The 21,433-nt window shown below is 71.4% G+C and carries 16 protein-coding genes; 6 read left to right on the top strand and 10 right to left on the bottom strand.

The window, feature by feature from the left end:
• Positions 1-20 precede the first annotated feature (20 nt).
• The 3 genes from H8R17_RS20060 to H8R17_RS20050 all read right to left on the bottom strand — a co-directional run bounded on the left by H8R17_RS20060 (position 21) and on the right by H8R17_RS20050 (position 3,769).
• Positions 21-998 (bottom strand): hypothetical protein, encoded by a 978-nt coding sequence (locus H8R17_RS20060; RefSeq protein ID WP_187824589.1) that lies wholly within the window; start codon positions 996-998, stop codon positions 21-23.
• Positions 999-1,123: 125 nt separating this feature from the next.
• Complete coding sequence (locus H8R17_RS20055; protein ID WP_316959462.1) at positions 1,124-2,137, bottom strand: hypothetical protein; 1,014 nt, start codon at positions 2,135-2,137, stop codon at positions 1,124-1,126.
• A gap of 615 nt (positions 2,138-2,752) precedes the next feature.
• Positions 2,753-3,769: an AIR synthase related protein gene (locus H8R17_RS20050; RefSeq protein WP_187824588.1), complete on the bottom strand. Its 1,017-nt coding sequence runs from the start codon at positions 3,767-3,769 to the stop codon at positions 2,753-2,755.
• A 227-nt stretch (positions 3,770-3,996) separates the two neighbouring features.
• Here H8R17_RS20050 and H8R17_RS20045 point away from each other — a divergent pair, with 227 nt between their 5' ends.
• Genes H8R17_RS20045 through H8R17_RS20035 form a run of 3 tightly spaced genes read left to right on the top strand, consistent with a single transcriptional unit; the run spans position 3,997 to position 7,819 of the window.
• Positions 3,997-5,925 (top strand): AfsR/SARP family transcriptional regulator, encoded by a 1,929-nt coding sequence (locus H8R17_RS20045; RefSeq protein WP_187824587.1) that lies wholly within the window; start codon positions 3,997-3,999, stop codon positions 5,923-5,925.
• A gap of 24 nt (positions 5,926-5,949) precedes the next feature.
• Entirely contained in the window at positions 5,950-6,909 is a 960-nt protein-coding gene (locus H8R17_RS20040) for a helix-turn-helix transcriptional regulator (RefSeq protein WP_187824586.1), read from the top strand.
• A gap of 49 nt (positions 6,910-6,958) precedes the next feature.
• Complete coding sequence (locus H8R17_RS20035) at positions 6,959-7,819, top strand: sugar phosphate isomerase/epimerase (RefSeq protein WP_187824585.1); 861 nt, start codon at positions 6,959-6,961, stop codon at positions 7,817-7,819.
• A 95-nt stretch (positions 7,820-7,914) separates the two neighbouring features.
• On the opposite strand, the gene H8R17_RS20030 is transcribed toward H8R17_RS20035, so the two are convergent.
• From H8R17_RS20030 to H8R17_RS20000, 7 genes are all read right to left on the bottom strand, one after another.
• Positions 7,915-10,350 (bottom strand): ABC transporter permease, encoded by a 2,436-nt coding sequence (locus H8R17_RS20030; protein ID WP_187824584.1) that lies wholly within the window; start codon positions 10,348-10,350, stop codon positions 7,915-7,917.
• Positions 10,344-11,090, bottom strand: a complete 747-nt coding sequence (locus tag H8R17_RS20025; protein WP_223125257.1) for an ABC transporter ATP-binding protein — start codon at positions 11,088-11,090, stop codon at positions 10,344-10,346. The genes H8R17_RS20030 and H8R17_RS20025 overlap by 7 nt, the downstream gene beginning before the upstream one ends.
• Before the next feature lie 83 nt (positions 11,091-11,173).
• The gene (locus H8R17_RS20020; RefSeq protein WP_187824582.1) at positions 11,174-12,019 is read right to left on the bottom strand and encodes an ABC transporter permease; all 846 of its coding nucleotides are present in this window, start codon (positions 12,017-12,019) and stop codon (positions 11,174-11,176) included.
• On the bottom strand, positions 12,016-12,999 hold the full coding sequence (locus tag H8R17_RS20015) for an ABC transporter ATP-binding protein (protein WP_187824581.1): 984 nt from the start codon (positions 12,997-12,999) through the stop codon (positions 12,016-12,018). The genes H8R17_RS20020 and H8R17_RS20015 overlap by 4 nt, the downstream gene beginning before the upstream one ends.
• Positions 12,996-13,559, bottom strand: a complete 564-nt coding sequence (locus H8R17_RS20010) for a flavin reductase family protein (protein WP_187824580.1) — start codon at positions 13,557-13,559, stop codon at positions 12,996-12,998. Before H8R17_RS20010 ends, H8R17_RS20015 begins: the two co-directional genes overlap by 4 nt.
• Complete coding sequence (locus H8R17_RS20005; protein ID WP_187824579.1) at positions 13,556-14,887, bottom strand: cation:proton antiporter; 1,332 nt, start codon at positions 14,885-14,887, stop codon at positions 13,556-13,558. The genes H8R17_RS20010 and H8R17_RS20005 overlap by 4 nt, the downstream gene beginning before the upstream one ends.
• Positions 14,884-16,473: a tryptophan halogenase family protein gene (locus tag H8R17_RS20000; protein WP_187824578.1), complete on the bottom strand. Its 1,590-nt coding sequence runs from the start codon at positions 16,471-16,473 to the stop codon at positions 14,884-14,886. Before H8R17_RS20000 ends, H8R17_RS20005 begins: the two co-directional genes overlap by 4 nt.
• Before the next feature lie 423 nt (positions 16,474-16,896).
• Between H8R17_RS20000 and H8R17_RS19995 the strand changes: the two genes are divergently transcribed.
• The 3 genes from H8R17_RS19995 to H8R17_RS19985 all read left to right on the top strand — a co-directional run.
• A complete protein-coding gene (locus H8R17_RS19995) occupies positions 16,897-18,627 on the top strand; it encodes a fatty acyl-AMP ligase (RefSeq protein ID WP_187824577.1) in 1,731 nt (576 codons plus the stop codon).
• An 89-nt stretch (positions 18,628-18,716) separates the two neighbouring features.
• The gene (locus tag H8R17_RS19990; protein WP_187824576.1) at positions 18,717-19,016 is read left to right on the top strand and encodes an acyl carrier protein; all 300 of its coding nucleotides are present in this window, start codon (positions 18,717-18,719) and stop codon (positions 19,014-19,016) included.
• The coding region (locus H8R17_RS19985; protein WP_187824575.1) for an AMP-binding protein at positions 19,009-21,433 on the top strand (2,425 nt) is incomplete at its 3' end. The genes H8R17_RS19990 and H8R17_RS19985, both read left to right, overlap by 8 nt.

The following is a 21,433-nucleotide window of genomic DNA, read 5'->3' as shown; positions in this document are numbered from 1 at the left end:
CAGTGGGGGTGGGGTGTCGGTCAGAGGTCCTGGTGGACTTCGGCCGTCGCCTCGACGACGGCTCGTCCTCCCTGATGGACGGTCAGGACGACGGGCGCACAGGGATGCCCTCGCTCGTCGAGCTGGAGCGTCCCGGGCACCGCGGTGATGTGCAGCTGTGCGCCCGCCACCGCGGAGCCGCGGCGGCGGACGGTGAGGGCGGTGGTCACGCTGCGCTGGGGACGCAGGCCGCAGGTCAGCCGGGCGCACAACAGCGACGCCTGCCGTACCGCCTCCACCAGCGTCAGGTCGGACACCTCCCGGTCCGGGCGGGCGCCCAGCCGGGGAAGGTCTTCGGAGACGAGTACGGGCGAGGTCAGACGTCCGTACGACGAGAGCACGGGGGTGCCGATCAGGACGGACTCCGGTTCGGTGACGCCCACTTCGGCGGGGGCGACGGGGAAGGCAGGGCCCGCGGGCTCCGGTGCGGACAGCGGCACGGACACGCGGAATCCGAGGACCGCCGTGACCCGGGCGCAGGGTACGGAGTTCAGCGAGGCCGCGCCCTCGATCTGAAGCCGGTGCGGAGCCCGGTCCGGGAGCTGGTCCGGACGGACCCGCAGGTCGACGGTGAAGGACGCCGGATCCTGGCCCGCGTGCCAGGCCGCGGGGTCGTGGGCGTCCAGCTCGAACACGGAGAGCCGGGCCGGGAGGTAGGACGGGATGCCGAAGTACCGGTGGCCGATGAGGCCGCCCGTGTGGAGGACGAGCTCCGTGAGGAACCGCGTGTCGTGGAATTGCCCGGTCCGCCCGCCGGCCGGTGCCGTCCCGGCGGGCAGCTCACCGGAGACGGTGAACAGTTCCTCGTACCGGGACGGTGCGTCGACCGCGTAGTACTCCCACGAGGGGGAGCGGTGGACCAGGTGGAACGCGGGACGGGACGGGCGCAGCAGGCAGTTCGGTATGACGCCGTTGTCCACAGCTGCGTGCCCCCGCTCCGGCAGTTCGACCCCAGGCACTCCCCAGGGTGGCCGCCCGTGCTGGTCGAAACCAGTCGACCGCGGTGGCACGAACCTGCATGTCCGCTTGTACCGTCTCGCCCTAGCGGCTTGCACGTCCGCGAGCACCGCCTCGTCCGGGTGGCTCAGACAGGGCCGACCAGTCCCCGGACCGTGGCGTGCACTCCGGCCTGGAAGCGGCTGGCGGCCTTCAGATCCGCGGTGATCTCCGCGATGTGGCGCCGGCAGGTGCGGACCGACATACCGAGCCTGCGGGCCACGAACTCGTCCTTGTGCCCCTCCGCCAGCAGGCGGAGGATCGCCTGTCTCACCTCGTCGATGACCGGTCTGTCCTCCGGGGCGTCGGACTGAAAGGGGGCGGCGGTGCGCCACAGCAGGTCGTGGACCGAGTAGAGGTAGTCGACCAGGGCCGGCTCGCGCACGACCACCGCGCCGCTCGTGGCGGTGGACCTGCGCTGCGGTACGAAGGCGACCTCGCGATCGATGACGATGAGGCGGTCGACGACTTCCCCGGTGGTCCGGAACTCCCCGCCCTTGGCCGAGACCTCGCGGACGAGGCCCTGTGTGCCGGCGTCCGAGCGCGCGGTGTGCTGGTAGATCGTGCGCAGGGTGACGCCGCGGGCCAGGATGGCCAGGCAGCTCTCCTTCGCGGACTCCAGGACGTGCGGCGGACGGGCCCCGCCCGGCTGGACGGTCAGGACCTCGAAGCGGCTGCGCTTGATCAGCGAGTCGATCAACGACTGGATGGTGGCGGGATCCGTGAGGGTGTCGAACGCCTCCACGTGGTTGCGCAGCCGCCGCCCCTCGAAGTAGACCGGCTGCAGTGCGGCGAACTGGTTGCGCAGTCGCGCCATGTGCTGCTCCATCTGTCCCCTGTGCTGTTCCATAGGCCCCAGCAGCTCCGACGACGCGGCCTCCGGACTGACCGGCGTCAGCCTCCGTGGATCTCCGGGCGTGGGGTGCAACAACCGCATCACCCGTAACACCCGCTCCGCCCGCTTGACGTCCTCCGGGGTGAGGTTCAGTTCGGCGGCGATCGCCTCGGCCCTGAACTGCCCTTCGAGCACTGCCAATCGGTAAGCCTCTGCGCTCATGTCGTCGAGCTGGTCGAACTCGGAATCGACGGCGTCCTGCTCCACGGCCCAGCCTCCCCCTGATCATGTGCAGTTGCTGCAGTGCAACTATATGCCAGGGGTCATCCGCCGGGAGATGAGTAACGATGAGAGACGAGAACGCACAACGCCCAGTTGGCGTTCAATCATTCCCATTGTGCTTGTCGAATTGGAGAGAAACGTGCAGCATTCCAAGGCCGCGAACTCCGTCGTCGGCTCCGGGGGCGGGAAGGCACGCGTGCTCCTGGGGGCGGCGGCGGGGACACTCCTCATCGCGGTATTGAGTGGGCTCTTCGGAGCTGTGACCTCGACCGATGCGTCGTATCGGACAGGTGGGCCGACCGATGTCCGATCGATCGCCGAGGAGGGTGAAAGGGACCCCATCTGGGACTGACCGCCTGCCGCCTCGATCGGACGTAACGGGCCCGCCGCATCCCCCGACGGCGGGCCCGTTACTCGTGCCCGACAACGGAAGCCTGAATTCCGCATGAATGCGCATGCGGCCTTCTCCCTCGCGGGTTGCCGCAGCGGTATCCCGTAGTCATTACCGGTTGCTGGTGCGAGCGTGAATCCGCACTCGTTCCGGCCACTTGGCTCGATCATTCGGCCACTTCGCCTGTTCGTCGAAAGCGGCGGCGGACGTCACCGCAGACGGGCCGGCTCCGGCCAGAGCGTGGCTCGGGCATCCAGCCTGCGGGTCCTGCCTCCGCGTTCGGCCAGCAGGGCCACCGGTTCGGTGGCCGTGGTCACCTCGCCGATCACCGCGGCCCCAAGCCCGTACGGATGGGCCCGCAGGGCGCCTCGGACCGTGTCCGCCGCGTCGGCCGCCACGCGCAGACACAGACAGCCCTCGTCGGTGACGTGCAGCGGATCGATACCGAGCAGCTCGGCCGCCGAGTCCACCTCGGGCTGCACGGGCAGTGACTCCTGCGCGACCCGCACCGTGAGGCCGGCGGCGACCGCCTGGGCTTCCAGCACCTTCGCCAGGCCGCCGCGCATGATGCGGCGAACCTGGCGCACTGCGCCCGGTCTCACGGAAGCCACGACATCGCGCAGCATCGAGTGCAGCGGCCGGCACCCGCTCGGTACCAGGGTCTCCAGCCCCAGCCCCTCCCGCACGGACAGCAGGTGCACGGCCCAGCCCCCCAGGGGTGAAGTGAGCAGCAGGAGATCCCCGGCAGCGGTGTCCCGGGGGCGGGGGAGCGGCCCCCGCCGGATGCCCAGCGCTGTCGTGTGAGCGAACAGCCGCTGGGCTTCGCCCGGGCGTACGACCCGGGCGTCGAAGCCGTGGACCCGGACGCCCGCCTCGCTCGCGGTGTCCCGGACCGACATCAGCACCCGGCGCAGCAGCGCGGTCGGCAGCCCCGCCTCGACGGTCAGGCCCAGGGTGATCCAGACTGGCTCCGCGCCCTGTGCGGCGAGATCGTTGACGGACCCGCACACGGCCAGTCGGCCGATGTCGCCGTCCCCGAAGAACGGCGGGTCGACCACGTACGAACCGCTTGCGACCACCGGATCCGCGGCCGGCCCCGCCCAGTCCGCCACCGCCGCCTGCCCGGGCAACTCGCCCAGCACGTCGGCCGCCAGGCGGTCCAGACAGCCGGACGCGTCGTCGTCGAGCGTGATCTGTCCGTTCTCGAGACTGCCTTCGCGCCTCATCCTTCGTTCCCCCCTCCGGTGCCGGACCGCCGTCGGACGACACAGATCCGGTCACATGGCCAGTCTCCCCGTATCGAGTGGCTCCGGCAGTGGGATCGCGTCGTGCGGTCCGCGATCCGCGGTCCGCACAAAGGTCCCTTTAGGTGCCGGGTGTTACTCATGGATGTGGTTGAGCGGCGAGGGTCTCGCCGCTCGTCGAACGGGGAGGCCATGTCTTGAACACATCCATGGCACAGAACACCGGAGAATGCGCTTTCCGCCTGCTGGGACCGATCGAGGTGTCCGTCGGCGACCGGGTTCTGGAGCTGCGGGGACTCCGTCAGCGGGCCCTGCTGACCCGTCTCCTGCTGGCACAGGGCCGGGTCGTTTCCGTGGACGCCCTCGCCCATGACGTATGGAGCGGCAACCCGCCGAGAAGCGCCCGCACCCAGGTATCGATCTGCGTCGCCGCGCTGCGCAGGCTCTTCCGCGACGCCGGCGCGAGCTGTGACGTCATCACCACGGTGACGCCGGGATATCGGCTCGAACTGACGTCCCATTGGACGGACATCGCAGAGTTCTCCGCCAGAACCGAGAAGGGGTACGACCTCGCGCGCCGAGGACTCACCGAGCAGGCGGCCGAACAGCTGCACCGTGCCCTCGCGCTCTGGCGCGGGCGCGCCTTCGGTGACCTGACCTCCCACTTCACCGAGCTGGAGGCCGCCCACCTCTCCCAGCAGCGGATGCTCGCCACCGAACAGCTGATGATGCTCCGTCTGGAGCTCGGCGAGCACCGCTCCCTGGTCGGCGAACTGACCGCGCTGGTCGGCGCGAACCCGTTGCGCGAACAGCTGCGCGCCTGCCTCATGCTGGCGCTGCACCGCTCGGGACAGCGCGCCGAGGCCCTGCGTACCTTCCGGGAGGGCCGCGCCCTCACCGTCGACGAGCTCGGCCTGGAACCCGGCGCCGACCTGCGGGCCGTGCACGAGCAGATCCTGCACGACGAGGCGGAGCCGTCCGCCTCGGCCGACGGGCACTGCGCGAACGCGCCGTGGCAGGCCGCGCCGCCTGCCCAACTCCCCTCGGACAGCGCTGTGTTCTGCGGCCGCCGGGAGGAGCTGCGACGCCTGGACCAGGTGCTCGGCACCGACACATCCGCTCGTACCGCACCCGTCGCCTGCGTCGTCGGCCCGCCCGGCACCGGCAAGAGCGCGGTCGTCGTGCACTGGGGCCACCGTGCCGCGGCCCGCTTCCCGGACGGGTGTCTCTACGTCGACCTGCGCGAGACCACGGGCGATGATCCGGGCCGCACCGCCCAGGACGTGCTGCGGCGCTTCCTGCGCGCACTCGGCGTACCACCGGCCTCGCTCCCCGACGGACTCGAGGAGTGTGCCGCGCTGTACCGGAGTCTGATCGCGGGCCGCCGCCTGCTGATCGTGCTGGACCACGCCCGGTGCTACGACCAGATCCGTCCCCTGCTGCCCGGTGACGGGCTGTGCCGTGTGGTGGTCACCGGCTGCGAACTCCTCATGGACAAGGGCACCGCCGAGGTCGTCCTCCTGGGCGGCCTCGCCCAGGGGGAGGCGGTGCGGCTGCTGGCCGAGACCGCGGGCGCCGACCGGATCGCCGCCGACCCGATCGGCGCCGCCACACTGGTGGGACTGTGCGCGCGGCTGCCGGTCGCCCTGCGCGCCGCCGGGGCCCGGCTCGCGCGCAAGCCCCACTGGACGGTGGCCGACCTGGTGGGGCGGATGTCCGACCGGAGCCGTCGGCTGGACCTGCTCAGTCAAGGTGAGAACTCCGTCCGTGCCTGCTTCGACCGCGCACTGCACACGCTGCCGTTCGAAGTCGCCGGCCACTATCGGGCGCTCGGGCGGCTGTCGGCCTCCGCCTTCAACACGGGGATCGCAGCCGACGTGCTCGGGCTCGGTGGCGGCGAGGCCGAGGACGCACTGGAGCGGCTGGTGGATCTCCACCTGCTGGAGGTGGTGGGCCGCGACCCCCGCGGAGCACTGCGCTACCGCTTCCCGGGACTGCTCGCGCTCCACGCCGCCGAGGCGTACGCGGCTCGGCCGGATGCGCCCACCCGCCGCGGCGAACTCGCCCTGGCGGCGCCCCAGCGCCGTCACTCGGCGATCCAGCGGCACGGCGCGGACCGAGATGCAACGGGCTCCTGACAGAGCTCACGGGGAGGACCGAACGTGATCAGAATCCACTTCACCGCGCAGGACCTGACCCGGATCAGGCTCCGGCCCACCCTTGGCCCCATCGCCGAGACGGTCTTCGCGCTCGGCATGCTGGGACACAACGGCAGCCGGTCACAGGCCCGCTGGCGCAACCAGCTCAGCCGGCACCTGCGCCACCCCACCCCGCTGGCGCAACTGCTGACAGCGGCACAGCGCCGGGTCCAGGCCCCTGACGACCTGCTCTGCCTGATCGACCGGTCACCGGGCGCGGACGATGCGGCGCTGCGCTCCGCAGGGCTGAGCCGCCGCGACGCCGCCGCGGAGATCACACAGGTGTGGCGGTCGGCTCTGGAGCCGTACGCGCATCGGATGCACACGCGGCTCACCACCGAGTGCGACGCCCGGGGCAGGATCACCATGACCGGCGGCGTCGACGGGCTCTTCTCGACGCTCCACCCCCGGATCCGCTGGAACTCGCCGGTGATGGAAATCCCGGGGCCGTCCAGCGAGGTCTTCCTCGACGGCCAGGGCCTGCTGCTCGTACCGTCGCTGTTCCTGCCGCAGAGCAGGCCGGGCGTGCTCATCGGCGCCGAGCCGGAGACCGGGCAGCGGGCGCTGGTGTTCGCGGCACCGTCGGAGGCGCCCGCCGACGCCGGTCTGTGGGACACCCCCGACACCTCGCCGCAGGCCCTGAGTGCCCTGGTGGGCAGGACCCGGGCCGCCGCGCTGCGCGCGCTCACCTCCTCGTGCACCACCAGCCAGCTCGCCGACCTGCTGGGCATCTCCTCCGCGGGGGCGAGCCAGCACACCGCCGTCCTGCGCGAATCCGGGCTCATCACCACCATGCGCAACCGCAACACCGTGGTGCACACGGTCACCCCGCTGGGCATGGCGCTGCTCGGTGTGCCGTCGCCCGCCGAGCGGTCCGCGCCGCCCGCGTCGCAGGAGACGCGCCGGGCCGTGCCCGCGATGTGACCGCATGCCGCGGCATCTCGTGCCGCCGGCGTGCGCGGAGAGAGGACACATGACACAAGTGGACGGAATCCGGCTCGGATACGGCACCAACGGCTTCGCCAACCACCGTCTCGACGACGCTCTGCGCACCATCGCCGACCTCGGCTACACCGCGGTGGCGCTGACTTTGGACCACGCCCACCTCGATCCGTTCGCCCCCGACGCGGCGGCCGAGTCCGCCCGCGTCGCACGGCTGCTGTCCGCACTGGGCCTGCGCTGCGTGGTGGAGACCGGCGCCCGGTATCTGCTCGATCCGCGTCGCAAGCACCACCCGACCCTGGTGTGCGACGAGCCCGGGGCCCGCATCGACTTCCTGTGCCGTGCCGTGCGCGTCGCCGCCGAACTCGGCGCGGACTGCGTGTCGTTCTGGTCCGGCATCAAGCCCTCCACGGTGGCTGCGGACACGGCCCGGGAGCGCATGAGGTCGGGCGTCGGCCGGGTGCTGCAGGAGTGCGAGCGCCACGGCGTGCCGCTGGGGCTGGAGCCCGAACCCGGCATGTTCGTCCAGCATCTGCAGCAGGCGCTGGACCTGCGGACACAGCTGGGTGAACCGGACCTGCTCGGCATCACGCTCGACGTCGGCCACTGTGTGGCCGTAGAGCCGGTGGACGCGGCGGCTTGCGTACGCCGTGCCGCCGCCGGGCTTCTGGTCAACGTGCAACTGGACGACATGCGGCGGGGGGTTCACGAACACCTCGAATTCGGCGAGGGCGAGCTGGACCTGGCGGGCACGCTGAGCGCGCTGCGGGAGACCGGCTACCGCGGCGTAGCCGCGGTCGAGCTGCCCCGGCACAGCCATGCCGCTCCCGAAGTGGCAGGGCGGGCGCTCAGCGCGTTGCGCGCTGCCCTGCCGTCCGACGCCGTGGGCTGACCGCCCCCTCGGGCCGGGACGCTGCGGACGACAGACTCACGGTGCCCCGGGACACCCCCGCCTCGGCGGGGCGGGGGTGTCCCGGGGCACCGTCATCACAGGGCCGCTCGGGCGCCGGTCCTGCGCAGGGCCATCCGGGCCGGCAGGACACTCGAGGCCAGGGCGAGGGCCAGGCACAGACCGATCGTCACCAGCATCGTGGACCAGGGCAGGTTGAGGTGCACCTCGGTACCGAGCTGGGAGGACAGTCCGGACCTCATGCCCAGCAGGGCGATCAGCGCGATGCTCAGACCAAGTCCGGTGCCGATGCCCACCGAGAGGGCCGACTCGGCGGCGACGATGCGCAGCACCTGCCGTCGGGTCGCCCCGGACAGCCGCAGCACACCGAAGTCCTCGGCCCGGTCGGCGGTCGCCATCATGAGCGTGTTGGCGATGGCGAGGCAGGTGTAGCCGAGCGACATCCCGATGAGAATCACCAGGAAGATCTGCACCAGCCGGTCGTCCTCGGCGTCCGTCCGCGACGCGTATTCGGACGTGCTCATCGACTCCGCGCCCAGCGACGCCGGCAGGTCGGGGCGCTGCTTCCCGGAGACGTAGACCACCGGGGTGAGCGCGGAGGGAGAGTGGGCCCGCACCGCCTCCCGGGTCAGCAGCACACTGGCCGTCGACGAGTCGTCCGTGATCTCGGCGACCACCTTCACCTGCACGGTCCTGCCGTCCTCGAAGGTGACGGGGACCGTACGCCCCGACGTCCAGCCGAGCCATGCCGCCGTGGACGACCGTACGATCATGGTGTTGTCGCCCTTGAGGGCGTCAAGGGAACCGGACTTGACCGTCATCTTGTCCCGCGCCTTGGCGATGGCGCCGTCACTCACGCCGACCGCGCCGATGTGGTCGGTGCCGCCAGCGTAGAGCTGGGTGGGCAGCAGCGAGGCTCCGTCCGCCACGTCCGAGACCGCGGCGTCCGACAGGCCCGGTGTGTCGTGCGGGGTGACCACGGAGACGGCCTCCTGGGAGACGGTCTCCTCCAGTGCGTAGCCGCTCGCCCTGAGCTGGAACATTCCGGCGATCAGTACCGCGAAGCCGACGGTGACCAGCACCGGTGCCGCCGTCGACGCGGTACGGCGCACCGCCGTCAGCGAACTCTCCCGGGCGACCATGCTGGTGGCCCCGCTCAGTCGGCCGAGCGGCCACCAGACGGCCTTCACCACCAGCGGGATGACCGCCGGGGCGAACAGGGTGAGTCCCACGATGAGGGCCATCGCCGCATACAAGGCGTTGTTGATCATCTCGTCGGAGGAGCTGCCAGCCGCGACGAGGACCAGGAGCAGTCCGAGGCCGGTGAAACCGATGGCACCGATCCACCGCCAGCGCGTCATCGGGCGCTTCTCCAGCGCAGCCTCCCGCAGGGCTTCCAGCGGAGCGATCCGGGCAGCACGCCGGGAGGCGGACCAGACACCGGCCAGGGCGACGACCAGGCCCAGCGCGAAAGAGCCGAGCAACGGCAGCGCCTGCATGCGGACGGTGAAGCCCGGGGGCTCCAGGCCTCCGTCCACCAGCAGGCCGCCCAGCACGGGAGCGAGCGCACTGCCGAGGACCACGCCGGCCACACCGGCCGCGACGCCCACGGTGAGCGACTCGCCGTACATCATCCGGCGGATCTGGCGGGGGGTGGCGCCGATCGTACGCAGCAGCCCGAACTCACGGCGCCGCTGCACGATGCTGAACGCGAAGGTCGACGCGACGACGAAGACGGAGACGAACGCGGTGAGGCTGGCCATGGCGATCAGGATCTGCAGGCCGATCCACCGGGTCTTCGCCGCGGTCTTGGCCTCCAGGTCCTTCACGCTGTCGCCGTGCAGCACCTTGCCGTCCTTGCCCACCACCTTCGCGGCGGCGCTCGCCACCGCGGCGGGGTCCGCGCCCTTGTCGGTGACCAGGCCGATCACCCGCACCCCGGGCGACAGCGCTTCGGCCGCCGCGTCCGGGAGGTAGAACGACGTGGAGTCGACGGTGCCGGACACCGTGTACGCGGCGGGGCCCGTGGCGGTCAGCAGGGTCACCCGGTCACCGGGGTCGAGGCCGAGCGAGGCGTCCAGGGCGACCTCACGGCCGCCGGTCGGGGCCTGGCCCGCGGTGAGCTTGTCGGGCGCGAGCGCTGCGCTGGACCAGGGGTGTCCGCGTAGCTCCCCGCCCGGATTGTCCACCGGCCGGCCGTCGATGACGACCTGGGCGTAGAAGGACCGGTCGGGGACCGCCGCGGAGACGCCCGGAACCGACCCGAGCTGCCCGACGAGTTCCCGCGTGCGCTCCGGCGACCACGGCCGGTTCTCGGTGAACGTGCCGTCCGACTGGTCGACGGCGGGGCTCTGCACCAGCACCGCGGTGCCCGCATACCGTTCCGGGGCCTCGGGCTGGGCGGAAGTCAGCACCAGGGCGGTCATGCACAGGATGGTCACGCCTAGGCACAGGGCGGTGAAGGTCCCGACGAAGGACGCCCAGCGTCGGCGGATCGTGGCGAGACTCAGCATGCGAGGGCCTCCAGGGACGCCATGCGGGCGGCGATCGTGTCGACACTGTTACGGCCGCGCAGTTCGTCCACGATGCGGCCGTCGGCGAGCAGCAGCACACGGTCCGCATAGGTGGCCGCGGCCGGGTCGTGGGTGACCATGACCACCGTCTGCTGGTGGCGGTCGACGACTCCGCGCAGCAGCGCCAGCACCTCGCGCGAGGTCTTCGTGTCCAGCGCACCGGTCGGTTCGTCCGCGAAGAGCACGGCCGGCTGGGTGATGAGCGCGCGGGCGATGGCCACGCGCTGCTGCTCACCACCGGAGAGTTCGCTGGGGCGGTGGCCGCCCCGATGGCCCAGCCCCACCTCGGTGAGGGCGGCGATCAGGGCCGACCGCTGCGGGCGGCGTCCCGCGAGACGCAGCGGCAGGGCGACGTTCTGCTCCGCGGTGAGCGCCGAGACCAGGTTGAAGGCCTGGAAGACGAACCCGACGCGGTCCCGGCGGAGCAGGGTGAGCGCGGTCTCGTCGAGATCGCCGAGGTCGCTGTCATCGATGATCACTTTGCCGTCGGAGACCCGGTCCAGGCCCGCCGCACAGTGGAGCAGCGTGGACTTGCCCGATCCCGACGGTCCCATGACCGCGGTGAAGGTGCCGCGGGCGAACGTGGTCGTGACGTTGTCCAGAGCGGTGACGGTCTGGGCCCCGGAGCCGTACTGTTTGGTCACGGACCAGAGCTGGACGGTGTCAGTCGAATTCGTCATGCTCCAAGCCAATCGCTGAAGTGGCATGCGGCGCAGGGGCGTTGAATGGAGACTTGGGGTAGAGCCAGCTGTAATAACGCGGCTCACTTCTGCGCCCGGTGCCGGAAGGCGGCGATGCCCGCCGCGGTGAACGCCAGTGCGTAGCCCGTCAGGGCCAGGACGCACAGCCACGGCTGCACGTGGGGGATCGACGGCACCAGCGCGGCCCGCACGCCCTCGGAGGTGTACGTCAGCGGGTTGAGGGCGCTGACCACCTGGAACCAGCGCAGGTCGTCCAGGGACACGAGGGGGTACTGGGTGGCACCCGTGAACATGAGGGGAGCCATGATGAGGGCGAACATGATGCTGATCCGGTGCGGCGGGACGAGTGTGCCCACGGTGATGCCGATGGCGGCGCCGGCCCAGGAGCCGAGCGCGAGCACGAGCAGCAGCAACGGCATCCCGGCCGCACGCCAGGGCGCGTCGCCCAGGACCAGGGCACCGAGCGGGAAGATGCACGCCGAGGCGACGAGCCCGCGCAGCGTGGCCATCAGCAGCTTCTCGACGGCCACCAGGTGGACCGGGAGAGGAGCCAGCAGCCGGTCCTCCATCTCCCGGGTGACACCGAACTCCATCACCAGCGGATAGGCGACGCTCTGCAGCGCGGTGAGGAAGGCGGCCAGGGCCGCGATGCCGGGCAGCAGCAGATCGCCGAACTCGGGCCGGACGTAGTTCAGCGTGCCCAGCACCTTGGCGAAGATGAACAGCATGAACAACGGCGTGAGCGCGATCTGGACCAGCAGGAGCCCGAACTCCTTGCCCGTCACGAAGGCGTCCCGCCAGAGAATCGCGAGGAACACCCGGCCAACCGAGGGCCGGCCGGGCCTGGACACTTCCAGACCCGGCCGGCCGGCGTTCTCGGGCAGCTCCGTACGGTGGGCTGTGGTCATCGCAGTCCTCTTCCGGTCAGTTCTATGAAGACGTCTTCCAGGCTGGGCTCGCGGAGGTGAACGTCGGCCAGCGCGGCGCTGCGGGCCTCGAGGACGGCGACGACCGGCAGCAGCACGGCGGCCGGCTGCTTGGCCACGTACAACCGCATCAGCACACTGTCCGGGCGCTCCCGGCCCCCGTCCGCAATGTGCTCGGCGCGTTCGACGTCGTCGAGGGCGGCCAGCGCCGCGAGCAGGTCGGCGCCCTTGTCCCCGGGGCCGGGGACAGCCGTGATCTCCAGCACCGAGTGGCCGGCGACGCCGCGGGTGAGCACCTCCGGCCGGTCCAGCGCCAGCAGCCGTCCGTGGTCGACGACGCCGACCCGGTCGGACAGATCGGCCGCCTCGTTCATGTCGTGCGTGGTCAGCACGACCGTCACGCCCCGGTCGCGCAGGGCACGGACGCGGTCCCACACGAACAGGCGGGCCTGCGGATCGAGGCCGGTGGTCGGCTCGTCCAGGAACAGCACGCGAGGCTGGTGCATGAGTGCCCGCGCGATCATCAGACGCTGGGCCATGCCTCCCGAGTACCAGTCGACCTTGACGTTGGCCTGCTCGGTCAGCCCGAACTCGTCGAGCAGCTCGGCGGCCAGGGCCCGACGTCTGGCCCGCGGGAACCCGTGGTAGGCGGCGTGGAACAACAGATTCTGACGAGGTGTCAGGTCACGGTCGAGATTGCTTCCCTGGGGCACCACGCCCAGTTGTGCCCGGGCGCACACCGGATCGCTGCGCACGTCCACACCCGCGACGCGCACGGTGCCGGCTGTGGCCCGCACCCTGGTGGTGAGCACGCCCACGGTGGTGGTCTTGCCCGCTCCGTTCGGGCCCAGGAGCCCGAACACCTCACCGGAACCGACCGTGAACGACAGACCGTCCACGGCGTTGACGTCCCGGCGCGGGTAGCGCTTCACCAGTTCATGGACCTCGACGGCCGGATTCACCGCACCTCCCCTTCCTTTCGGTCACCGGTGGACCAGGACCGGTACTGGCGCAGCCCGTAGAGCAGAGGCCGGAGCGGGCCGCTGTGATAGGTCTCGATCCGGAACACCTCGCCGAAGACCACCGTGTGGTCGCCGACCGGCAGGATTCGCTCGACGCGGCAGTCCGCGACGGAGTGAGCGTGGTCGAGCAGATGGGGACCCGCCGCGTCGCCGTCGTCCCGCCAGGCGACGCGGTCGAAGCGGTCCGGGTCGCCCGAGGCGAACAGTTCTGCGGCCGGCCGGCCCTCGTGGTGCAGCAGGTTCACCGCGAACGTGGCGCACTCCAGCACCGCGGACAGGGTGGGACTGCCGCGCCGCAGGCTGACCAGGAGGGTGGGGGGATCCGTGGTGATGCTGGTCACCGAGGAACAGGTCATCCCCCAGGGGCGGCCGTCCCGGCCGGCGGTCGTCACCACGGCGACGCCCGTCGGGAAGGTGGACATCAGGTCCCGGAAGTCCGGGGCCTCGGGGCGCGCCGCCCCGGGCTGGTGAGGTGTCACGTCGAGCAGCGGCTCCGTCATGGCCGGGTCGACTCCTTTTCCCTGCGGGCCGTCGGTTGTCGCCCGGGGTCCGTCGCCTGTTTCCCGGGGGGAGCCGCCACGCGGGCGCCCCGGGCGGCGCGCGCCTCGACGAGGGAGTACACGGGCCCGGTCATCGTCGTCGTCACGAGCGTCATCACCACCATGGCCAGGAACAGGTCGGAGGTGAGGATCCCCGCGCTGAAACCGGCCTGGAGGACGACGAGTTCGGTCAGACCCCGGGTGTTGAGCAGGACGCCGAGACGCAGTCCGTCGACGTGCGACGCGCCGCCCATCCGGGCCCCCGCGTACGTGCCGCCGAGCTTGCCGACGACGGCCAGGAAGACGGTGATGGCCGTCGCGGCCCAGGGCAGACCGTCGAACTCACGAGTGAACACGGTCAGACCGGTCGTGACGAAGAACACCGGCACCAGGGCGCGGCCGACGCCGGACACGGTGTGCACCGCGCGCGTCCACGGCCAGTCGGGCCCGTCCGTCGGCACGGCCACGCCGATCAGCAGGGCCCCGAGAATCTCCGGCAGATCCCACTCGCGCAGCACGGCCGCTGCCCCGGCTGCCAGTACGGCGATGCCGACCGCCGCCACCCGGGGGTGGCCGGCCGCCGCCCGCCGCGCCCACCGGCCGCGCAGCGTCGTGCGCAGCACGGCGAAGACGGCGGCCGACACGCACACGACCAGCAGCAACAGGGGCACGTTCCCCGTCCCGCCCGAGGCCAGGCCCACAGCGACGGCGAGCAGGACCCACGCGGCGATGTCGATCAGCACCGCGGACGTCATGGACAGCCGTCCGACGTGTGTCTCGAGTATCCCGCGGGACACCAGGATCCGTGCCAGCACGGGAACGGCGGTGACCGAAAGCCCCACCGCGATCAGCAGCACCAGGGCCGGGGCGGGCGCGTGGCCGCGCAGGGACGGATCGTGGGTGGACAGCACCCATGCGGCGAGCAGCCCGCCGCAGGCCAGCGGGACGACCACCGCTCCCGCGGCGGTCGTGGCGACCATGCGGCCCCGGACCGATACGGACGGGCTCTTGAGCTCGTGGCCGACCCCTACGAGGAACAGCGCGAGGCCCGCGTGGCCGACGTGGTCCAGCCCGGTGTGGACGTCGGCGGGCACCAGCAGGTCGAGCGCGCCCGAACCGCCGAGCCGCAGCACCAGCGGCCCGGCGATCATGCCCAGTGCGATCTCGGCGACCACGGCGGGTTGCCCGAGCCGCCGGGCCAGGGCGCGGGCCGGCGGCGCGCCGGCCAGCACCACGGCCACGGCGATCGCCACGTGCCCGGTCAGGGCCGCCCAGTGAGGGAGGCTCATCGGGCCCGGGCGGCGCGCCGTTCCGGCGGCAGAACCTGCAGATGGGCGAAGTACTCGTACTGCGAGGGCAGTCGCTCGACCAGCCGCGCGGCCTGCTCCCGCACCAGCGCCATTTCCCGGACGGCCGCCGTGTCGTCGAGCAACGCCAGGGTTGGCGGGGCCTGCACGTCGAGACCGCCGAGACCGAGCAGCATCGCAATGTACGAGTACGACTCGAAGCCGTGGTAGTGCGGGTAGACGCTCTCCGAGTCCGGGAGCTTGGCCTGCCACTGCTCGATCCGCTCGGCGAGGGAGTCGGGCAGCGGCCGCTTCTTCGTGTCCCTCCAGTACTGGTTGTCCTGGCGGGCGGCCGCGTAGTAGTGCAGCACCAGGAACTCGCGCACGCCGTCCATGACATGGCCGACCTGGCGGTTGTAGGAGCGGCGCAGGTTCTCCCAGTCGGCCGTGCCCTCCCCGGGGAAGTGCTTGACCAGCTGCTCGATGGCGTTTTGGATGAAGAAGATGCCGGTGGACTCCAGGGGCTCGACGAAGCCGCTGGACAGGCCCACCGCCACGCAGTTGTTCACCCACGAGCGCTCGCTGCGCCCGATACGCATCCTGATGTGGTTGGCCTCCAGGTCCGCTGCCGCGGGCCCGACGAACTCGCGCAGCGTGCGCTCCGCCTCCTCCGGGCCGGCGTAGTCGCTCGCGTAGACGTAACCGGTGCCGATGCGGCCGAAGAGCGGGATGGTCCAGATCCAGCCGGCGTCCTGTGCGGTCGCGGTGGTGCAGGGCCGGATGCCCCGTTCGGCCATGTCCACCGGGACCCGCAGGGCCACCGCGCTGTCGTTGGGCAGTGTGTCCTGGTAGGACAGGAACGGTTCGGCCAGCGCCTTGTTCAGCAGCATGCTGCGGAAACCGGTGCAGTCGACGAACAGGTCGCCGTGCAGCTCGCCGTGTTCCTTCGTCACCACATGGCTGATCCAGCCCCGCTCGTCGAGCGAGACATCGAGCACGTCGTCGAGCACGTGCCGTACTCCGCGGTCCGTTCCGTACTTGGTGAGGTACCGGGCGAGCAGGCTCGCGTCGAAGTGGTAGGCGTACGGGAACTGCGTGTTCTGCTCCGCGAGCGTCGTGCGGAACGTGCGCTCGCCGCCTTCCTCGCGGAAGTCCTGCTCGAACAGGGTGCCGTCGAGGTAGCGGGGCGAGCGCATGGCGTCGCACAGCGAGGCGATGACGAAGCAGTCGTTGTCGAAGCGGTCGCCGGTCTTGCTGTGCAGCCACCAGTCCGTCAGCGGGAACCCGTCGACGACGCGCAGCCGCTCGAACGGGTGGTAGAAGTGATGGCCCTGGGCGCGCCAGTTCTCGAAGCGGATCGCCAGCTTGTACGTCGCCTGGCACTCGGGCATCCACTCGCGCTCGTCGAGCCCCAGGTAGTCGAAGAAGTGCCGGACTGTGCTGAACGTCGCCTCGCCGACACCGATCGTCGAAACGTTCTTGGATTCCACCAGAGTGACGTCGATACGGTCGCCGAAAGCGGCCCGTAGGTATGAAGCGGTCATCCAGCCGGCGGTTCCGCCGCCTACCACGACCACGCTCTTAGCCATATTCCATCCTCTGTCTCGGCCTGCCGCTGGGAATCGGGAATGTGGCGCCAAAGAATTCCGTGGCAGGATATTCAGGCGATGCTTCCGGGGTGCCACGTTGCTTCTCGAAGCCCCTCCGAGCTGCTCATATGTCCAGCTCCAGGAGGGCTCGCAGCAGGCTACCAGCGGCCGCACGGCAAGGTCACCATGGTTAAGCGGGCACCTAAAGACGCAGCTGGAATGAGCGCCGGAGTAGTTATATGTGCGCCTGTCAAAATCGATGCTTGACGGGGTTGTTGATCCGGGATAGCTTCCCTGGGTCAGCGCTTCGAGACGAATGTCAAACAGGTCCCCGCGGTTATTCTCTGGGTCAGGGCCGGTGAGTCGGAGCCGACGGTCGTGTTCCGGTGACGTGGATTCTCGCAACGGAGGAAACGGCGTATTGTGATCAGCCTCATTGACCAATCGAACGCGGTGCGCGCCTTACGCCGCCATGTGCTCGAACGGCCCGATCAGGACGCCGTGATCCAGGTGCGCGACGCGGACCGGGGGGATGCGCGGCACCGCTCCTACGCCACGTTCGATGCCCAGGCGCGGCGCATCGCCGCCGAACTGCAGCGCAGGTATCCGCCGGGCTCGCGGATCCTGCTGCTGTATCCGCCGGTCGAGTTCATCACCGCCTTCGCGGGCTGCCTGTACGCCGGCATGGTGGCCGTACCCGCCCCTTTGCCGGGACGCTACGGACACGAGCGCCGACGGGTGCGCGGCATCGCCGCGGACGCCGAGGTGGCGGCCGTGCTCACCGACACCGCGAGCGGGCCGGCCGTCGCCGACTGGCTGGACGGCGAGGACCTGCCCGCGCTGGAGGTGCTGGCCACCGACGCGGGGGAGTGGGCCGACCCCGACAGCTGGCGCGAGCCGGACCTCGGGCACGAGGCACTCGCGCTGCTCCAGTACACCTCGGGGTCCACGGGAGATCCCAAGGGCGTCATGGTCAGCCACGGCAACCTGCTCGCCAACGCGACGGCCCTGTACCGGGCGCTGGACGTTCACGAGCACACCCGCTTCGGCGGCTGGGCCCCGCATTACCACGACATGGGGCTGATGGCGCAGACGCTGCCCGCCCTCTTCCTGGGCACGACCTGTGTCCTGCTCAGCCCCGTCACGTTCATCAGACAGCCCTACCAATGGCTCCGGATGATCGACCGCTACGACGTCGGCTGGTCCGCGGCCCCCAACTTCGCCTACGAGCTGTGCTGCCGCAGAGTCAGCGACGAGCAGCTCGCCCGGCTGGACCTGTCCCGCTGGACCCACGCCGTCAACGGCTCCGAGCCCGTGCACGCGGCGACCGTGGCGCGGTTCGCCGAGCGCTTCTCCGCCGCGGGCCTGAACCCCGAGGCGATGTCGCCCTGTTACGGGCTGGCCGAGGCCACCGTCTTCGTCTCGGGCGCGGCTCCCCGTCCGTCCGCCCCGACCCGGGTCGACCCCGAGCAGCTCGCCCGCCACGAGTTCCGGGAGGTGCCCCACGGGGGTACCGGCCGGGAGCTGCTCGGCAACGGCCGGGCTCCGGACTTCGATGTACGGGTGGTCGATCCCGAGACCCACGAGGTGCTGCCCGCCGGCCGGGTGGGAGAGATCTGGCTGCGCGGCGCCAGCGTGGCGCGCGGATACTGGCGCAACGAGACGGCCACCCGCGAGACGTTCGCGGCACGCACCGCCGACGGCGACGCCGGCTACCTGCGCACCGGGGACCTCGGCACCGTCCGGGACGGCGAGGTCTTCGTCACGGGCCGGCTCAAGGAGACCCTGATCCTGCACGGCCGCAACCTGTACCCGCAGGACATCGAACATCATCTGCGCGCCCGGCACGGCGAACTCGGCGCTGTCGGAGCTGTGTTCACCGCGCCGCTGTCGGCCGGCCCGGACGGCGCGGAGGACGCCGAGGAGGCCCTCGTTATCACCCACGAGGTCACCGGCCGGCCGGGCGAGGCCACGCTCCGGGCGCTGGCCTCCGACATGCGCAGGAGCGTCGTCGAGGAGTTCGGCGTCCGCGTCTCGGAGGTGCTGCTGCTCCGCCGCGGCCAGGTGCGGCGCACCACCAGCGGCAAGATCCAGCGCGCCGAGATGCGCCGACTGCGCCTGAGCGGAGAGCTGCGGCCCGAGTACGCCGGCTGACCGCCGGCGCCGACTACCACCACCGCAGTCGCGAACACCCCCGTCACTTCCGCCCGTTGGACCGGGCCGTGGAGAGGAGCTGGTCCGAGATGACCATGCCGGAAAGCGTCCAGGACACCCGCCGTCCGCGATCCGCCGACGCTCTGCGGCAGTGGATCGCGGCGCACGTGGCCGGCCAGGCGCGACTGCCCGAGACCGAGATCCTGCCGGACACACCGCTGGCGGACTACGGACTGGACTCGCTGTACGCGGTGACCCTCGCCGCCGACCTCGAGGACAGGCTAGGCCTCCCCTTGGAGGACACGGTCGTGCTGCAGCACCCGACCATCGGCGAACTCGTCGACTTCCTGTGCGACGAACTCGAGAAGGAGCGGACGGAAGGTGTCTGACGTGCGTGAGGTGGGCCGACGCCCCGCGACCGCCGCCCAGGTCGGCGTCTGGGTGGCCCAGCAGTTGCAGCCCGGAGAGCCGCTGTACAACTGCGCTGTCCGCTTCGACATCGACGGGGACGTGGACGAGGCCGCCCTGCTCGGTGCGGTGCGCACAGCGGCCCGGGAGGCCGAGGCCGTCCGCATGAGCTTCAGCGAGGACGCCGACGGTCTGTGGCAGACGCCGTCCGACGCCGAACCGCCGCTTCACCTGGTGGACCTGCGGCCGGCCGGCGATCCGGCGGACGCCGCCGAGCAGTGGATGCGGGCCGATCGCGCCACGTACGCCGACCCGTCCCGCGACCCGCTGGTGGTTCACGCCCTCCTGCGCACGGCCGACGACCGGTACACGTTCTACCTGCGCTACCACCACATGGTGATGGACGGCTGGGCGCAGACCCTGTACTGCCGGCGTATCGCGGAGCTCTATACAGCCGGGATCGAGAGTCGCGAGGCCGCGCCCGGTTCCTTCGGCCGGGTGGACGATGTGCTGCGGGCCGAGGCCGCCTACCGCGACTCCGACCGCTACGCCCGCGACCGGGCCCACTTCGCACGGGAGTTCGCCGACCGGCCGGAACCCACCGGCATCACCGGACGCCAGGCGCCGGCGGCCCCGAGCGCCCTGCGCCACACCGTCCACCTCGACGGGCCCCGGGTGGCCGCCGTGCGCGAGGCCGCGCACCGGGCCCGTAGCCGCTGGCCGGTCGTCGTCATCGCCGCCATGGCCGCCTATCTGCACCGGCTGACCGGCCGGCACGACGTCGTCCTCGGCCTGCCCGTCGCGGCGCGCACCGGGCGCCCCGCACGGACGACGCCGACGATGCTGTCCAACGAGGTACCGCTGCGCGTCCCCGTCAGGCCCGAGGTCTCCTTCGGCGACCTGCTCGCCACCGTCGCTCCCCGGGTGCTCGCAACCGCCGCGCACCAGTGCTACCGGGGCGAGGAGCTCCACGGCGAGCTGGGGCGCTCCGGTTCGGCAGCGCTCACCGGGCCGGTCGTCAACGCCGTCACCTTCGACCAGGCCGTGCACTTCGGCGCGCAGCGGGTCGTAGCCCGGCAGCTGTCCACCGGGCGGGTCAAGGACCTCTCCGTACACGTGTACGCGACCGCCGACCTGGCGGACGGGATCCGGGTCGACTTCGACGCCAACCCCGCGCTGTACACGGAGGCCGAACTGCGCGCTCATCGCGACCGGTTCCTCGGCTTCCTCGACCGGCTGCTGACCGCACCGCAGCTTCCCGTCGGCCGCGTGGAGCTGCTCGACGCCGGCGAACTCCGGCGCGTCCTCACCGAGTGGAACGGCCCGCGAGCGGAGGTCCCCGACGACCCGCTGCCCCGGCTCTTCGCCGAGCAGGCCGCGCTGACACCCGACGAACCCGCCGTCGAATGCGCCGGTTCCGTGCTGTCGTACGCCGAACTCGACGCCCGATCCGACCGGCTGGCCCGTGTCCTCGTCTCCCGCGGCGCCCGCCCCGAGAGCCTGGTCGCCGTCGCCCTGCCGCGCGGTACCGACCTCGTCGTGGCGCTGCTGGCCGTCCTGAAGTCGGGCGCCGCGTACGTCCCGCTGGACCCGGACCACCCCGGGGCCCGCATCGCCACCGTGCTCGACGAGGCCCGGCCCGTCCTGCTGCTCACCGACGCCGGCACCGCACCCCGGCTGCCGGCGACCGAGGAGCCGGTCGAGCGGATCCTGCTGGGCACACCGGATGCCGACGTACCGGCCGACGGACCGCGCGAGAGCGAACTTCCGGACCTTTCGGGGGCATTGCGTCCCGAGCACCCCGCATACGTCATCTACACCTCGGGTTCGACCGGCCGCTCCAAGGGCGTAGTGGTCGAGCACCGGGCGCTCACCGACTACGTCCTGCGGGCGCGCGACGAGTACCCGGCGGCTGCCGGAACGTCACTGCTGCCCTCGCCGGTCACCTTCGACCTCACGGTGACCGCGCTGTACACCCCGCTGATCAGCGGAGGGTGTGTGCGCATCGCCGACCTTGTGGAGGAGGACCTGGTCGGCGCGGCGCAGCCCACGTTCATGAAGGTGACGCCGAGTCACCTGGAGCTGCTCCTGACCCTGCCGGACGAGGCGTCCCCCGACGGCTGCCTCGTCCTGGGCGGCGAGGCCCTCTTCGGCCCGGCGCTCGAGCGCTGGCGGGCCCGCCACCCCGACGCGGTGGTGTACAACGCCTACGGCCCGACCGAGGCCACGGTCAACTGCCTCGACCACTGCATCGCCCCGGGAGCCCCCACCCCGGAAGGCGCCGTCCCGATCGGCCGGCCCTTCCGCAACACGCGGGTGTTCGTGCTGGACGGGGCGTTGCGGCCGGTGCCGGTGGGTGTGCCGGGTGAGTTGTATGTGGCGGGTGCGGGTCTGGCGC

The sequence above is a fragment of the Streptomyces sp. TRM68367 genome (genome assembly GCF_014495685.1).
In the GTDB taxonomy this organism is placed as follows: domain Bacteria; phylum Actinomycetota; class Actinomycetes; order Streptomycetales; family Streptomycetaceae; genus Streptomyces.
Note: the sequence above shows the minus strand (reverse complement) of the source record. Positions and strands in the feature narration are given on the sequence as shown.

What these genes read in the sequence shown, in the direction of transcription:
- H8R17_RS20010 (WP_187824580.1), bottom strand. Translation starts at nt 13,559, where the DNA reads ATGACGGAGCCGCTGCTCGACGTGACACCTCACCAGCCCGGGGCGGCG.
- H8R17_RS20020 (WP_187824582.1), bottom strand. Translation starts at nt 12,019, where the DNA reads ATGACCACAGCCCACCGTACGGAGCTGCCCGAGAACGCCGGCCGGCCG.
- H8R17_RS20050 (WP_187824588.1), bottom strand. Translation starts at nt 3,769, where the DNA reads ATGAGGCGCGAAGGCAGTCTCGAGAACGGACAGATCACGCTCGACGAC.
- H8R17_RS20035 (WP_187824585.1), top strand. Translation starts at nt 6,959, where the DNA reads ATGACACAAGTGGACGGAATCCGGCTCGGATACGGCACCAACGGCTTC.
- H8R17_RS20030 (WP_187824584.1), bottom strand. Translation starts at nt 10,350, where the DNA reads ATGCTGAGTCTCGCCACGATCCGCCGACGCTGGGCGTCCTTCGTCGGG.
- H8R17_RS20000 (WP_187824578.1), bottom strand. Translation starts at nt 16,473, where the DNA reads ATGGCTAAGAGCGTGGTCGTGGTAGGCGGCGGAACCGCCGGCTGGATG.
- H8R17_RS20025 (WP_223125257.1), bottom strand. Translation starts at nt 11,090, where the DNA reads ATGACGAATTCGACTGACACCGTCCAGCTCTGGTCCGTGACCAAACAG.
- H8R17_RS20045 (WP_187824587.1), top strand. Translation starts at nt 3,997, where the DNA reads ATGGCACAGAACACCGGAGAATGCGCTTTCCGCCTGCTGGGACCGATC.
- H8R17_RS19990 (WP_187824576.1), top strand. Translation starts at nt 18,717, where the DNA reads ATGACCATGCCGGAAAGCGTCCAGGACACCCGCCGTCCGCGATCCGCC.
- H8R17_RS20005 (WP_187824579.1), bottom strand. Translation starts at nt 14,887, where the DNA reads ATGAGCCTCCCTCACTGGGCGGCCCTGACCGGGCACGTGGCGATCGCC.